Raw genomic sequence first — 14,636 nt, forward strand, 5'->3', positions numbered from 1 at the left:
CGCCCGTATGAGCCCTCCTACCGACGAACCGACGACGAACAGCGACACCCGAATCGACGGCCCGACGTCGACGAGCGGACCGAACGGTCGGACTGACTCGACCGGGTCCACCTCCGAGAGCGTCCGCCGCATTCTGGATACGTACCTCCCGACCGCGTCGGTCGAGTCGAACTGGTGGTACTGGATCGCCGCCGTGCCCGCGCTGTTGGTCGTCTCGCTCGGCTTCGGCGTGAGTGCGTTCTTCCTCGCGCTTCTCGGCGTGGGGTTGGACATCGCGGGGTTCATGGGCCTCGCGTCGGCGGGTTTCGGCCTGCTGTTCTTCCTCGTCGCCTCGCTGTTGGCGCTCGCAAGCCTCGTCGTCGCCGTGCTGTTCCCGGTGGCGATCTACGTCGACGCCCGCGCCGTCGAGGTGGCCGATCTGGGCTGGAACCCCGACCCGGTGCTGTACTTCCTCGGCGCGGTGTTCGCCGTCGTCGCCACGAACTTCGTGTTGAGCGTTCCCCTTTCGGTGTACTACCTCTACAAGCGCCACGAGGCTATCGGGCGGCCGTGAGCGTGAGAGACCCTCGCCGAATCGGCCGCAGGCGGAACTGAAGCCCTTTTCAGGGTACGACGCCCACCGACGCACATGAGTACTCACGGGACACTCCGCCTCGCGACGCGAGGCTCCGACCTCGCGCTGCGACAGGCCGCGAGCGTACAGGAGGCGCTCGCCGGGCGACGCCGCGACGTGGAACTGGTCGAAGTCGAGACCCGCGGCGACCAGATTCAGGACGAACTCATCCATCGTCTCGGCAAGACCGGAGCGTTCGTCCGCGCGCTTGACGAGAAGATTCTCTCCGGAGAGGTCGACGCCGCGGTCCACTCGATGAAGGACATGCCGACCGAACAGCCCGAGGAACTGTTCGTCGCCGGCATTCCCGAGCGCGCACCCGCCGGCGACGTGCTGGTGACGCCCGACGGCCGCGACCTCGACCAGTTGCCCGACGGCGCGACGGTGGGCACCTCGTCGCTGCGCCGGCAGGCGCAACTGCTCGCCGCCCGGCCCGACCTGACGGTCGAACCGCTGCGCGGCAACGTCGACACGCGCGTCGAGAAACTGCTCGCACCGTCGCTGCAGCGAGAGCACGAAGAGCGCGTCGAAGCCGACAAAGACCGGAAGGGAAATGTCGACAACGACGACTACGAACCCGAGTACAACGAGCGACCCGAGGAGTGGTTCGATAGCCTGAGCGAACTCCAGCGAAACGCCCTCGGCCGCGAGATCGACACCGAGTACGACGCCATCGTGCTCGCCGAGGCTGGCCTCAAGCGTAGCGGCCTCGACCACCACGTGAACTACGCCCGCCTGCCGCGCGAGCGGTTCGTCCCCTCGCCCGGTCAGGGCGCTATCGCCGTGACGAGCGTCGACGGCGACGCCGCCGACGCCATCCACAAAGCTATCGACCACTCGCGGACGCGCGTCGAGACGACCGTCGAGCGGACGATTCTCTCCGAACTCGGCGGCGGGTGCGTCGCCCCCATCGGCGTCTTCGCGCTCGTGCAGGGTCGGCACGTCCATACGCGCGTGCAGGTGCTCGGCCGCGACGGCCAGGAGACGGTCGAGTCGACGCGCGACCTGCCGGTCGAGACGCACGCCGTCGCCGCCGCGGAGTTCGCCGCCGACCTCAGAGACCGCGGCGCGGCCGACCTCATCGAGGAAGCGAAACGCGACGCCGACGAGGCGGCCGCCGACGAAGGAGGCGCGCGGGAGGACCCGGAGGAAGCGGACGAATGAGCGACGCGGACGATGGGTCCGAGGGGACGTCTGAATCGACCGTCGGAACGGTCTACCTCGTCGGCAGCGGCCCGGGCGACCCCGACCTGCTGACGGTGAAAGCGCGTCGACTGCTCGACGAGGCGGACGTCGTGCTGCACGACAAGCTCCCGGGTCCCGAGATTCTCGGCCAGATTCCCGAAGAGAAGCGCGAGGACGTGGGCAAGCGCGCCGGCGGCGAGTGGACGCCGCAGGAGTACACGAACAAGCGCCTCGTCGAACTCGCCCGCGAGGGCAGGACGGTCGTCCGCCTGAAGGGCGGCGACCCGTTCGTCTTCGGCCGCGGCGGCGAGGAGGCCGAGCACCTCGCGAGCGAAGGAGTCCCCTTCGAGGTCGTCCCCGGTATCACGTCGGCCATCGGCGGCCCGGCCGTCGCCGGAATTCCGGTGACGCACCGCGAGCACGCATCCTCCGTCTCCTTCGTCACGGGTCACGAGGACCCTACCAAAGGCGAATCGGCGGTGAACTGGAAGGCGCTCGCCGAGGCGGGCGGCACCATCGTCGTCCTCATGGGCGTCGGCAAACTACCCGACTACGCGAAAGCGCTTCGTGACGCCGGGATGGACCCCGAGACGCCGGTCGCACTCGTCGAGCGCGCGACGTGGCCGAACATGCGCGTCGCAACCGGGACGCTCGACACCATCGTCGACGTGCGCGACGAACACGAAATCGAACCGCCCGCCGTCACCGTCGTCGGCGACGTGGCCGGAACGCGCGAGCGGGTGCTGGAGTTCCTGCGAAACGAGTCGGAATCGGGGGTGGAGCCGTGAGCCGAGAAGTCCGCGTCGCCGTCTTCCGCCCGGACGACGAGCGTCTCCGGGACGCGGTCGAACTGCTCGACTCGCTCGGCGCGACGCCCGTCCCCGACCCGATGCTCGCGGTCGAGCCAACGGGTGCGGTGCCGAGAGACGACGCCGACTACGCCATCCTGACGAGCAAGACCGGTGTCGAGCTCGTCGCCGACGCGGGGTGGGCCCCCGGCGAGACGGCGCTCTGCGCCATCGGCGACAGCACCGCGGAGGTGATGCGCGAACGCGGCTACGCGGTCGGTTTGGTCCCCGACGAGTTTTCGTCGATAGGGCTGGTCGAGGCGCTCCGCGACCGGGTGCCGGGCGCGCGGGTCGAAGTCGCCAGAAGCGACCACGGCTCTGTGGTGCTCACGGATGGATTGGAAGCCGCCGGGGGTTACGTCCACGAGACGGTTCTGTACGAACTCGTCCGGCCGCCGGGGTCCGGAGAGTCGGCCGAGAGGGCCGCCTCCGGTGAGTTGGAGGCGGCGCTTTTCACCTCGTCGCTGACGGTCGAACACTTCCTCGGCGCGGCCGCCGAACGCGGCTTTCGAGACGAAGCTATCGCGGGGTTAAACGACGCCGTCGTCGGCGCTATCGGCGAACCGACGCGCGAGACGGCCGAGCGCTTCGGTATCACCGTCGACGTGGTTCCCGAGGCCGCCGACTTCGAGGAACTGGCCTGCGCCGTCGTCGAAGCCGCCGCGCCGACGTACCACGAGTAGCCAGAGCGGAGCACTCGACGCGACCCGCCGGTCTCGACGCGGCCCGCCGGTCTCCTCCCGTCTCACTGCTCTCGACTCGCTGTCTCGTTACGCTTCCTCGCCGGGAGCGCCGACGGCGAAAATTCGGGGGTTACGTCGCCTCGCCTCCCTCCATCTTCTCGCGGCGCACGACGACGACCGGACCGAGCGAGCGGTCGGCGACGCGGTCGCTCTCCTCGCCGAAGACGAACGACCGGAGCGACGGCGTGCGTTCGCCCATCACCACCACATCGTGGTCGGCGGCGACGTCCGCGGTATCCGAAATCGGGTCGTCGGTGGCGACGACCGCCGCGGAAATCTGCTCCGGGGAGACGCCGCCGTCGAGCAGCGTCGCTCTCGCATCTGCGACGAGCGGGTTCTCGGCGGCGGGTCCTGCCGGCGAATCCGCGTCTTCGGAGACCGCGCGGAACAACGTCACTTCGACGTCACGTCCGGCGACGAGCGGGGCGACGACGCGGGCGACGTGGTCGATATCGACGTCGGGATGAAGCGGGACGAGCACCCGCTCGACAGTCGGTGCGGGGTTGGCGATGAGGTACGCCTCGCAGTCGAGATCGTCGGCGACACGGTTGACCGTCTGCGCTTCACCGCGAGTGAACACCAGTCGCGTCTCAACCTCGTCGGCGAAGAGGGCGGTCACTTCGTCGAGCTTCGACCGCCCGAGTTGCTCGAACTCCATGCGCGCCTGTCCCGGCGGCGTCTGTTCGGGGACGACGTAGTAGCCGAGGACGACGACCGACGCCGGGGCGAGAAACGCGGCGAGCCCCGTCGCCAGCGACTCACCTTCGAGGACGCGGAGGGGGACCAGAATCCGGGGTCCGTCCGGCATCAGAACACCCCCTTGAGTCGAACGCCGCGTGCGTAGTAGAGGTACCAGCCGCCGGAGGCGACCATGACGAACGCCCCGACGACCTGCGAGAGCGGGCGCATGAAGAAGATGAGCGCGAAACTCGCCAGCGCGCCGACGGCGGGTGTCACCGGATAACCCGGGGTCCGAAACGAGGGGTCGTACCACTCCGGCGGCGAGCGTCGAAGTACGAGCAGTGCGACACACATCAAGGCGTACATCACGAGGTGGAGAAACGACGCCACCTCCGCGAGCACCTCGACTTGCCCGACGGCGACGAGGACGAGCACCGGCCCACCGGCGGCGACCAGCGCGACGTGCGGCGTGCCGTACTGGAGGTTGAGTCGACCGAACCACCGCGGCACGAGTCGGTCGCGGCTGAGCGCGTAGACGGCGCGCGAGGAGCTCAGTATCGACGCGTTCGCGCTCGATAAGGTGGCGAGCAGCCCGGCGAAGAGGATGGCGACGGCTCCCGCAGTGCCGAAAAAGGAGCGGGCGACTTCGACGATAGCCGTCTGTCCGAACCCCGAGAGTCGCTCGCTGCCGAAGGCGCTCGTCGCGACGAAGATAGTCGTCACGTAGAGGAGGCCGACGGCGAGTACCGACCCCACCATCGCCAGCGGGAGGGTTCGACCCGGCTCTTTGATCTCTCCGGCGACGGTCGCCACCTGCGCGAATCCGAGATACGAGGTGAAGACGAGCGCTGTCGTCGTCAGAATCGGGGCGGTGCCGAACGGGGCGAACGTCTCGGGGATGGCTCGACTGCCGATGAGGCCGAGCGACGAGAGCGACCCGTAGCCCAGAAACGTGACGAGAATCGTGATGAGCAGACCGACGACGACGTTCTGGAGTTTGGCCGCGTTCTCGGTTCCCGTGACGCTCAAGAGCGTCAGGACGACGCCGAACAGGAGGCCGAGCGGCGTCACGAGACCGCCGCCGAGCGAGAGCCCGGCCTCGTTGAGCACCGCGGCGGCGTAGCTGCCGAAGCCGACGAGGTAGAACGCCGAGGCGAAGACGAGACCGAGCCACAGACTCATTCCGACGACGGTCCCGAACGCCGACCCGAGACCGCGCGAGATGAAGAAGTAGCCGCCGCCGCTTCTCGGCATCGCCGTCGCCAACTCCGCGGTCGGTAGCGCCACCGCGAGGGCGACGACCGCGCCGATGGCGAACGACGCCGCGGCGGCGGGACCGGCGCGTCCGGCGGCCAGACCGGGGAAGACGAAGATACCCGCGCCGACCATCGTCCCGACGCCGATGGCGAGCGCACCGGAGAGTCCGACGGTACGCTCCAGTTCGACGCTCTCTTCGTACACCGTCGTCTCGGCGGTGGTCTCGACTGCCTCCGCCTCGGCAGGGACGGTCTCGTCCGCCTCACCAACGTCGTCGGTGAGTGACATAGGCTAGCCATCAACGAGCGGAACGAAAAGTCTAGTCCGGCCCGAGTCGAGTCTGCGGAATGCCGAAAACTGGGACACGACGAGCGGCGTCAGTCGTGGACACGCGAGGGCACCGACGCACGCATCGACCCCGACGAGCAGAACCGGTACACCGGTTCGGAGCTGGGGACCGGAACCCCGGCGGCCGCGAAGAGGTCGTTTTCGCGGATGGTCTCCGTCGCGGCTGTCGACTTCGAGCAGGTACGGGACCAGCGGCCGAACTGCGTCCGGGTCGACCGGCCAGTAAGCGAACGACGGGCGGCGGGCGGCCATCGTCAGAACCGGTGACCGTAGCGCGGACGACCGAGTCGTCAGAAGACGGTGAGACAACGCCGAGAGCCGCGTTCGTTGGCCCGGCGAGGCGGAGGCGAGCCTTTAACCCCGAAGACGACCCATCCTCCGTCGATGTCCGCCGGTCCCGTCCCCGAACTGCACGCGCGCGCCGAGGCTTGCGCCGACCACCTCCGAAGCGCCGACTCCGTGCTTCTCGCCTCCCACATCGACGCCGACGGGTTGACGAGCGCGGCCGTCGCCGCGAGCGCGCTCGAACGCGCGGAGATTCCGTTCGACACTGTCTTCTCGAAACAACTCGACGCCGACGAGATCGCCGCCATCGCCGCGACGGACCACGAAACGGTCCTGTTCACCGACTTCGGCAGCGGCCAACTCGACAGCATCGTCGACCACGAGGCGGCGGGCGAGTTCACGCCCGTCGTCGCCGACCACCACCAACCCGCCGACGCCGACACCGAGTATCACCTCAACCCGCTGCTGTTCGGCATCGACGGTGCGTCGGAGCTCTCCGGCGCGGGCGCGAGTTACGTGCTCGCCCGTGCACTCGAACGAGACGGCGGAGACAACCGCGACTTGGCGGCGTTGGCCGTCGTCGGGGCGGTAGGCGATATGCAGGACTCCGACGGCGCGCTCCGCGGCGCGAACGAAGAGATCGTCGAAGAGGGCGTTGACGCGGGCGTGCTCGAAGCGAATACCGACCTCACGCTGTACGGCAAGCAGACCCGACCGTTACCCAAGCTACTCGAGTACGCCAGCGACGTGCGGATTCCGGGTATCTCGAACGACCACGCCGGTTCCATCCGATTTCTCGACGAACTGGAGCTCGACCTGAAAGCCGACGGCGAGTGGCGACGGTGGGCGGATTTGACGGCCGAAGAACGACAGACCGTCGCCAGCGCCCTCGTCCGCCGCGCCGTCGCCAGCGGCGTGCCCGCAGACCGAATCAACTCGCTCGTCGGGACGGCGTACACCCTCGTCGACGAGAAGACGGGAACCGAACTCCGCGACGTGAGCGAGTTTTCCACGCTTTTGAACGCGACGGCGCGCTACGACCGCGCCGACGTGGGCTTGGCCGTCAGTCTCGGCGACCGAGACGGGGCGCTCGACCGCGCACAGAAACTGCTGCGGAACCACCGCCGGAACCTCTCGGAGGGGTTGCAGTGGGTGAAAAACGAGGGCGTCACCGTCGAGGAGAACGTCCAGTGGTTCGACGCCGGAACGCGCATCCGCGAGACCATCGTCGGCATCGTCGCCGGCATGGCCGTCGGCGCGAGCGGTATCAGTCGCAGCAAACCCATCGTCGCGTTCGCCGAGAAGAACGACGGGGAGGTGAAAGTCTCCGCGCGGGGGTCGCACTTTCTCACGCGGAAGGGACTCGACCTGTCGGTGGCGATGCGCGACGCCTCCCGTGCCGTCGACGGCGACGGCGGCGGTCACAACGTCGCCGCGGGCGCGACGATCCCGACCGGCGAGCGCGAGGCGTTCGTCGCCGAAGTAGACCGTATCGTCGGCGAGCAGTTGGGGTAGATCCGACGGCCCGAATCGGGTCGAAATGCCGGTGTTGTCCTCTGTACTCGATAACCGAGAGTCTCGAATGGAGTAGTCAGAAACTGTGAGAGGACTCTCGTCGGAAGGCACACCGAATTAGTATATCACTATATGATTTATTGGCAGTGCTCGCAGATGCGTGGCTAGTTCGGTGCACAAGCGCTGCCGAGAAGCAGCAGAACAGTCCCGCCTATCCTCTCGGATTTGCCGAATGTGGCACTTCGAGAGAGATGTACAGACTCTCGTCGTTCAGGTCCGCTCGGCCTCTCGCTCTCGCGTCGTTCGTTCTTCGGATACAGGTTGAGTCAATTTACAGGATAGAGCCGCCACGGTCAGCCCGAATAGCCATGCGAACGACACGGAAACGCCGGGGTCTGGGTAGGAGACAGGTCGTCAAGGAGAATAGCACGGGAATACGCCAGAGAGGTGGCGGGCGGTCGATTGCGCTAGGTCTCCGCCATCTCATCTCGGAGCGAGCACCAGTCACGTTCGTCGAGCCGCCGAGTTCCGGCCGCCACGTCCAGCGAGTCGCTCTCGAACCGAACAAAATGCGCGGGTGTGTACCGTTCAGGATCTCCCGCCCGGCGTTACGTCGTCGCCCTGGAGAGCGACGGACAATTTACTCGCTGGTGACTGCGAGTGGTAACGAAATCGACGGTGCGCCGAACTGCCCACACGCGGTATCGTACCTTCTTCAGTCTACAGCTGGTGGTGACGCTTCCGCGCGCAGTTCCGTAGCCCGCTCCGGATAGTTCACTCACTAGCGGCGGAGAGACACCGGAATCCGCCAAGGAGATCTCCGAGACCAGCAGGTGATGACCCGGACCGAATGCCTGCCATAAACCAAATACCGAGATACAAAAATTACATCGTTGCCGAAAACACGGCCCGCCTGGCACAGGTGACTGTTAACACGGTAGGGAACCAATCGAGAGTATGTCGCGACACGAGGCTTCCTTCGAGATAGAGTCAAAAACGGATTCGTACGCCGCTCGACGCCTCTTAGAACGAGCGTACGACACGATTCGAGAGGAGTCGCGGAGCGTCCGCGAGGGTACGGACGACGCACAGGCCCTTATTCGAGAGTTCGAGACGCTTCGAGACGCAGCCAAGCGTCCGACGAGAGGCAAACTGACGATTATCTACGAGCAGGACGACGACGGATTCGACGACTGAGAGCGGAGGTACCCGCCCGCGGTAGAACGAGCAGTCGACGGTCGGCGCGGATACCAGCTCTTTTCCCTTACAACCGCCTCGTTTCGATATGTCCTTCTCTTCGGCCACACCGTCAGTCCAGAGTGTGGCTTCGTCTCCGTTGACGGTCGATATGCTCGTCGTCTTCGCCCTCATTCTCCTCGCGCTCGTGCTGTTTGCGACCGAGCGGTTTCCCATCGACGTCACCGCCATCCTGTTGATGGTTCTGTTGATGGTTCTCGAACCGTGGACGCAGATCACCCCGCAGGAGGGGATTTCCGGCTTCGCCAACCCCGCCACCATCACCGTGTTAGCGATGCTCATATTGAGCACCGGCATCAATCGGACCGGAATCGTCCAACTGTTCGGTCGGAAGATGGCCGCGTTCGCGGGCGACGACCGGCGCAAGCAACTCGCCGCGACTATCGGCGTCGCCGGACCGGTGTCAGGGGTCATCAACAACACGCCAGTGGTCGCCATCCTGGTCCCCATCATCGCCGACCTCGCCCACGAGGGGAAAACGTCGCCCTCGAAGCTGCTCATGCCGCTCTCTTTCGCCTCGATGCTCGGAGGGACGTTGACGCTCATCGGCACGTCGACGAACATCCTCGCGAGCGACATCACGGCCCAAATCGGTGCGGAGTCGCCCGAGCTCGGGTTACACGCGTTCGGGATGTTCGAGTTCACCAAACTCGGCGTCGTCGTCTTCGCGGTCGGAGCCGTCTATCTCATGACGGTCGGCGTCCGGTTGCTCCCCGAGCGCGTGCCGGTCGACGAGGACCTCGTCGAGGAGTACGCCCTCCAGGAGTATCTCGCGGACGTCGTCGTGCCGGCGAACTCCTCGTTGCTCGGCCAAACCGTCGAGGAAGCCCTCGGCGACGACGAACTCGATATCGACGTTCTTCAACTGATTCGGAACGGAGAGCGCTTCTCCGAGCCGCTCGCCCGCAAGGAGATTCACAAGAGCGACACGCTTCGGCTCAGGACGAACCGGCAGACGCTCGAACGCATCATGGACGCGGAAGGACTCGCGCTCGCCGGGCGACCCCGGACCGAAGACGAGCTCCACCCGGACGACGAGGAGCCCGTCCTCGTCGAAGTGGTCATCCCGTCGGGGTCGTTTCTCGTCGGCGAGACACTTTCGAGTTCGGCGTTCCGACAGCGCTACGACGCGAACGTGCTCGCCTTCCGGACCCGCGGCGACGTGGTCCGCGACCGCTTCGAGGATATCAAGGTTCGCGTCGGGGACACGCTTCTCGTTCAGGCACCGCCCGACAGCCTCAGCCGGCTCGTCGGGAACGAGGATTTCATCGTCGCCCACGAGTTCGACGAGGTGACCTACCGGAGCGAGAAGATACCGTTCGCCGTCCTCATCATCGCCGGCGTCGTCGCGCTTCCCGCGCTGGACGTCCTCCCGATAGTCGTCTCGGCGCTGGCGGGGGTCGTGGCGATGGTGTTCACCGGCGTGCTCAAACCGACCGAGCTCTATTCGTCCGTCGAGTGGAACGTCATCTTCCTGCTCGCGGGCGTCATCCCGCTCGGAATCGCCCTCCAGCAGACCGGAGCCGCCGACCTGCTGGGGGACGCCGTCGCCTCGACGGCGGCGTTCTTGCCCGCAATCGGCGTCCTCTGGGTGTTCTATCTCGCGACCGGGCTGTTGACGAGCGTCATCAGCAACAACGCGAGCGTCGTGCTGATGATTCCCGTGGCGGCCAGCGCCGCGCAGTCGATCGGTGCGAACGCGTTCGCGTTCGTGCTCGCCGTGACGTTCGCGGCGTCGACGGCGTTCATGACGCCCGTCGGCTATCAGACGAATCTGTTCGTCTACGGACCGGGCGGCTACACGTTTTCGGACTTCATCCGCGTCGGTGCGCCGTTACAGCTCCTGTTGTCGGTCGTGACCGTCCTCGGAATCGCGTTCTTCTGGGGCGTTCGGGTGTGAGTCGGAGAGTCAGAGTCGAGGCCGCGTGACGCCAGTATCGTGGATTCACCACTGGACGTCGTACTAACGTTGATTGGTCTGGGGGACCTCACGATAGCATGGCCGAGTTTCCAGACGAACGTCAACTTGTAGTGGAACTGCGCTCCCAGTTGGAGGAGTGGACGAACACCGCCCGTAGAGAGGCGTACACCGAACTGTTCGAGGGCGACGACCCGCTTCTCACCGCCGAAGAGCTACAGGTCCTCGATTCGTTCGATTCGGCGATGGAACGGGCGGGTGGCGACGGTATCTGGGGGACCGATCAGTACGGAATCCACACGGCCGGTACCGGGAGTTCGGACGCCTCGCTCGGCGTCGTCTGCGTCTACCACCCGCAGATAACCGGCGACTCCGTGCTCCGGGGACAGGACGATGTGGACGACGAGACGGAGGAGCGAATCAACGCGGCGCTCTGGACGTACAGCGAGCGCGTCGCGGAACTCATCGAGCGGGAACTCGACGCGTACGTCGAGCGAAGGGGAAGCTAACAGCGTTGGAAACGGGCTCAGTTAGAGAGAGTAGACCGGCTTCGGGTCGCCCAACGTCCAAGTGCTCGAAACACGGACCGTCCGACTTTTGCACACCCCCGACCGACTCCCCGGTATGACCGACTTCGACCCCGAGAAGTTCGAAGAGAAGTACGTCCACTACTTCCCGCAGCTACAACGCGCGTACAAGAGCGCCTTCGAGACGATGAACGAGGAGTACGACTCGACGCTCATCCACGGCATCGACCAGCAGATTCTCAACGAGTCCGAGCCGGTGTACGAGGACGGTCGTTTCCGCATCCAGTTGCCCGAGAACCCCCACGACCGCCTCACGAGCGTCGTCGTTGACGACGAGAAGCTGGACGCGACGCTGGAGCGGTACGTCGAGGAGTTGGAGGCCGAACACCACCGTGTGTTCGGCGTCGAGCGGCCGTAAATCGGCGTCCAGACGCGTCGAAGCCGTGATTTCCCCGTTCAGCAGTCGAGGCGAACCAAAGGCATAAGACGCCACACCGCCAAGCCGCGAACATGAGTACGGAGCCACAGGACGCCGACGACGACCTCAAAGAGCGCGTCACCAACTTCCTACGCCGCAACTTCCCGCAGATTCAGATGCACGGCGGCAGCGCCGCCATCCAGCACCTCGACCGCGAGAGCGGCGAGGTGAGCATCGCCCTCGGCGGGGCGTGTTCCGGCTGCGGCATCTCGCCGATGACCATCCAGGCCATCAAGAGCCGAATGGTCAAAGAGATCCCCGAGATCAACAAAGTCAACGCCGACACCGGCATGGGCGGTGGCGGAATGGGCGACGACGGCGGCATGAGCCCGTCGTTCCCCGGCGAGACGACCCGCGACGACGAGGGCGACGAAGGCCCGCAGGCCCCGTTCTAACTCCGTTTTAGGGCCCGTCTTCGCCGCGGTAGCGTCGGCTTAGCGCCAGGAAACATACCCGTGTTTTATTCCGGTTACCGACAGAGAGTGAGGTATGAGCGACGAGTCTCCCGCGAACGTGTTGTTCGTGGTGATGGACACGGTTCGGAAAGACCACCTGACGCCGTACGGCTACGATAAACCCACGACGCCCGGTCTCGAATCGTTCGCCGAAGAGGCGATGGTGTTCGACCAAGCCGTCGCTCCCGCGCCGTGGACGCTCCCCGTCCACGCGTCGATGTTCACCGGGATGTATCCGAGTCGCCACGGCGCAGACCAGGAGACGCCGTACCTCGACAACGTGACGACGCTCGCGGAGACGCTGTCCGCGGCCGGCTACGACACGGCCTGTTACTCCTCGAACGCGTGGATTACGCCGTACACCCACCTCACCGACGGCTTCGACGACCAGAACAACTTCTTCGAGGTGATGCCCGGCGACCTCCTCTCGGGGCCGCTGGCGAAGGCGTGGAAGACGCTCAACGACAACGAACGCCTGCGTGCGGTCGCCGACAAGCTGGTGAGCCTCGGCAACACAGCTCACGAGTACCTCGCCGACGGCGAAGGCGCAGACTCGAAGACGCCCGCCGTCATCGACCAGACGATGGAGTTCATCGAGGAGAGCGACCGGTCGTTCGCCTTCATCAACCTGATGGACGCCCACCTCCCGTACCACCCGCCGAAGGAGTACAAGCGAAAGTTCGCCCCCGGCGTCGACTCCACCGAACTCTGCCAGAACTCCAAGGAGTACAACTCCGGCGCACGCGACATCACCGACAGCGAGTGGGAGGACATCCGCGGGCTGTACGACGCCGAGATAGCGCACATCGACGACCAGCTCACCCGACTGTTCGACTGGCTGAAAGAGACCGGCCGGTGGGACGACACGATGGTCGTCGTCTGCGCCGACCACGGCGAACTCCACGGCGAACACGACCTGTACGGCCACGAGTTCTGCCTGTACGACCCGCTCATCAACGTCCCGTTGCTGGTGAAGCACCCGGAACTCGGCACGGGTCGCCGCGACGACCAGGTCGAGTTGGTCGACCTCTATCACACCGTGTTGGACGCGCTCGACGTCGAAGGCGGCACGCCGGCGTCGCCCGGCGAGGACGTGGTCGCCCGCGACCGGACCCGCTCGTTGCTCTCGGCGTCGTACCGCGAGTTCGCCGAGGCCGACTCGCCGGACCCCGGTCAGAAAGGGTCGCCCGACGGCGAGTACGCGTTCGTCGAGTACTCGCGTCCCATCGTCGAACTCAAACAACTGGAGGAGAAGGCGAAAGCCGGCGGCATCACGCTCCCGAAGGACTCCCGTTTCTACTCGCGGATGCGTGCGGCTCGCCGACCCGACGCGAAGTACGTCCGCATCGACCGCATCCCCAACGAGGCGTACCGCCTCGACGAGGACCCCGGAGAGTTGACGAACCTCGCCGGCAAGGGCGACGAGAAAATCGAGGCCGCAGAACAGGCGCTCGCCCGCTTCGAGGAGGCCGCCGGCGGTGCCTGGACCGGCGAAGACGACGTCGAGGTGACCGACGACGCGCTCGACGACATGGACGAGACGACCCAGGACCGCCTCCGCGACCTGGGGTACATGGAGTAGCGGAGTCGGCGTCGAACGTCAACGCAGCCCTCGCTCCGTTTCCCAAGCCCGCAACAGCGCCGCGAGCGTGCGGTTCGTCGGCACGTCGAGTCGGTGGCGCTCGGCGCGGGCGACGACCTCCCCCGAGATGGCGTCGACTTCGGTTCGCCGGCCGGCGTCGACGTCTTGGAGCATCGACGACCGGTTCTCCGCCGTCGCGTCGACGACTCTGTCGAGCGTCGCCAGCGCGCGTCGGGTCGGAACCGAGACGCCTTCCGCGCGGGCGACGCGCGCCGTCTCGCGGGTCGCGCTCCGGGCCACGTCGGCCGCGTCGCCGTCGGCGAGCGCACCGTTTTCGACCCGCGCGAGCGCCGTCACGGCGTTGATACCGGCGTTGACCGCGAGTTTCGTCCACCGACGCCGCGGCATGTCAGTGGCGACGAGCGTCTCGATACCGGCGACGCGGAACGCCCGCCCGACGCGTTCGGCGAGCGGGTCGGTGCCAACGTCGAGCGACCCGAGGACGATTCGTCCAACACCCGTACACTCGACGTGACCGGGTTCGAGCAGTCGTGCACCGTAGGTCGCCGTGCCGGCGAGCACGGGGGCGTCGAGTTTTTCGTCGAGCACCTCCTCCGTGAGGCCGTTCTGCAGCGAGAGCACGGCGTCGAACTCGCCGGTCGCAAGCGCCTCGGCCGCGTCGGCGGTGTCGAACGCCTTCACCGTCACGAGCGCGAGGTCGGCAGCGAGACCCGTGCCGTCGGTCGTCGCGTCGGGGGCGGTGTCCGCGTCGACCGCACCCGAGATTCGAAGTCCCGCCTCGCGGACGCGACTCGCGTGCGGGTCGCGGGCGACGAGCGTCACGTCGTGGACGCGCGCGAGCAACCCGCCGACGAGACTGCCGAGACTTCCAGCACCGAAGACGACGACGTCCATACCACCCCTCTCGGAGCGGGCGACAAAAA

Annotated in this window: 14 protein-coding genes; 11 read left to right on the forward strand and 3 right to left on the reverse strand. The window is 66.4% G+C overall.

Annotated elements, in window-relative coordinates; translation table 11 throughout:
- Positions 1–7: 7 nt before the first annotated feature.
- The 4 genes from LAQ73_RS07170 to LAQ73_RS07185 all read left to right on the forward strand — a co-directional run bounded on the left by LAQ73_RS07170 (position 8) and on the right by LAQ73_RS07185 (position 3,329).
- Positions 8–553: a hypothetical protein gene (locus LAQ73_RS07170; protein WP_224270544.1), complete on the forward strand. Its 546-nt coding sequence runs from the start codon at positions 8–10 to the stop codon at positions 551–553.
- Between the two features lie 75 nt (positions 554–628).
- A complete protein-coding gene (hemC, locus tag LAQ73_RS07175; RefSeq protein WP_224270545.1) occupies positions 629–1,777 on the forward strand; it encodes a hydroxymethylbilane synthase in 1,149 nt (382 codons plus the stop codon).
- Entirely contained in the window at positions 1,774–2,586 is an 813-nt protein-coding gene (gene cobA, locus LAQ73_RS07180) for a uroporphyrinogen-III C-methyltransferase (RefSeq protein WP_224270546.1), read from the forward strand. The genes hemC and cobA overlap by 4 nt, the downstream gene beginning before the upstream one ends.
- Positions 2,583–3,329: a uroporphyrinogen-III synthase gene (locus LAQ73_RS07185; RefSeq protein ID WP_224270547.1), complete on the forward strand. Its 747-nt coding sequence runs from the start codon at positions 2,583–2,585 to the stop codon at positions 3,327–3,329. Before cobA ends, LAQ73_RS07185 begins: the two co-directional genes overlap by 4 nt.
- 130 nt (positions 3,330–3,459) lie before the next feature.
- Here the strand turns inward: LAQ73_RS07185 and LAQ73_RS07190 are convergent, their stop codons facing one another.
- Both LAQ73_RS07190 and LAQ73_RS07195 read right to left on the reverse strand, forming a co-directional pair.
- A complete protein-coding gene (locus LAQ73_RS07190; protein WP_224270548.1) occupies positions 3,460–4,197 on the reverse strand; it encodes a universal stress protein in 738 nt (245 codons plus the stop codon).
- Positions 4,197–5,615 carry an APC family permease gene (locus LAQ73_RS07195; protein WP_224270549.1) on the reverse strand — a complete coding sequence of 473 codons (1,419 nt, stop codon included), beginning with the start codon at positions 5,613–5,615 and terminating at the stop codon, positions 4,197–4,199. The genes LAQ73_RS07190 and LAQ73_RS07195 overlap by 1 nt, the downstream gene beginning before the upstream one ends.
- Positions 5,616–6,059: 444 nt before the next feature.
- Here LAQ73_RS07195 and recJ point away from each other — a divergent pair, with 444 nt between their 5' ends.
- The 7 genes from recJ (at position 6,060) to LAQ73_RS07235 (ending at position 13,692) form a co-directional block, all read left to right on the forward strand.
- Positions 6,060–7,475: a RecJ family nuclease gene (gene recJ / locus LAQ73_RS07205; RefSeq protein WP_224270551.1), complete on the forward strand. Its 1,416-nt coding sequence runs from the start codon at positions 6,060–6,062 to the stop codon at positions 7,473–7,475.
- Between the two features lie 957 nt (positions 7,476–8,432).
- Entirely contained in the window at positions 8,433–8,672 is a 240-nt protein-coding gene (locus LAQ73_RS07210) for a hypothetical protein (RefSeq protein WP_224270552.1), read from the forward strand.
- 151 nt (positions 8,673–8,823) lie between these two features.
- Positions 8,824–10,632: an SLC13 family permease gene (locus LAQ73_RS07215; RefSeq protein ID WP_224270553.1), complete on the forward strand. Its 1,809-nt coding sequence runs from the start codon at positions 8,824–8,826 to the stop codon at positions 10,630–10,632.
- Between the two features lie 98 nt (positions 10,633–10,730).
- Complete coding sequence (locus LAQ73_RS07220; RefSeq protein ID WP_224270554.1) at positions 10,731–11,159, forward strand: DUF7539 family protein; 429 nt, start codon at positions 10,731–10,733, stop codon at positions 11,157–11,159.
- Positions 11,160–11,274: 115 nt separating this feature from the next.
- Positions 11,275–11,595, forward strand: a complete 321-nt coding sequence (locus tag LAQ73_RS07225; RefSeq protein ID WP_224270555.1) for a DUF5783 family protein — start codon at positions 11,275–11,277, stop codon at positions 11,593–11,595.
- Positions 11,596–11,687: 92 nt separating this feature from the next.
- A complete protein-coding gene (locus LAQ73_RS07230) occupies positions 11,688–12,050 on the forward strand; it encodes a NifU family protein (RefSeq protein ID WP_224270556.1) in 363 nt (120 codons plus the stop codon).
- 94 nt (positions 12,051–12,144) lie between these two features.
- Positions 12,145–13,692 (forward strand): sulfatase, encoded by a 1,548-nt coding sequence (locus tag LAQ73_RS07235; RefSeq protein ID WP_224270557.1) that lies wholly within the window; start codon positions 12,145–12,147, stop codon positions 13,690–13,692.
- Positions 13,693–13,710: 18 nt separating this feature from the next.
- Here the strand turns inward: LAQ73_RS07235 and LAQ73_RS07240 are convergent, their stop codons facing one another.
- On the reverse strand, positions 13,711–14,607 hold the full coding sequence (locus LAQ73_RS07240) for a ketopantoate reductase family protein (RefSeq protein WP_224270558.1): 897 nt from the start codon (positions 14,605–14,607) through the stop codon (positions 13,711–13,713).
- Positions 14,608–14,636 lie beyond the last annotated feature (29 nt).

The sequence above is a fragment of the Haloprofundus salinisoli genome (genome assembly GCF_020097815.1).
In the GTDB taxonomy this organism is placed as follows: Archaea; Halobacteriota; Halobacteria; order Halobacteriales; family Haloferacaceae; genus Haloprofundus; species Haloprofundus salinisoli.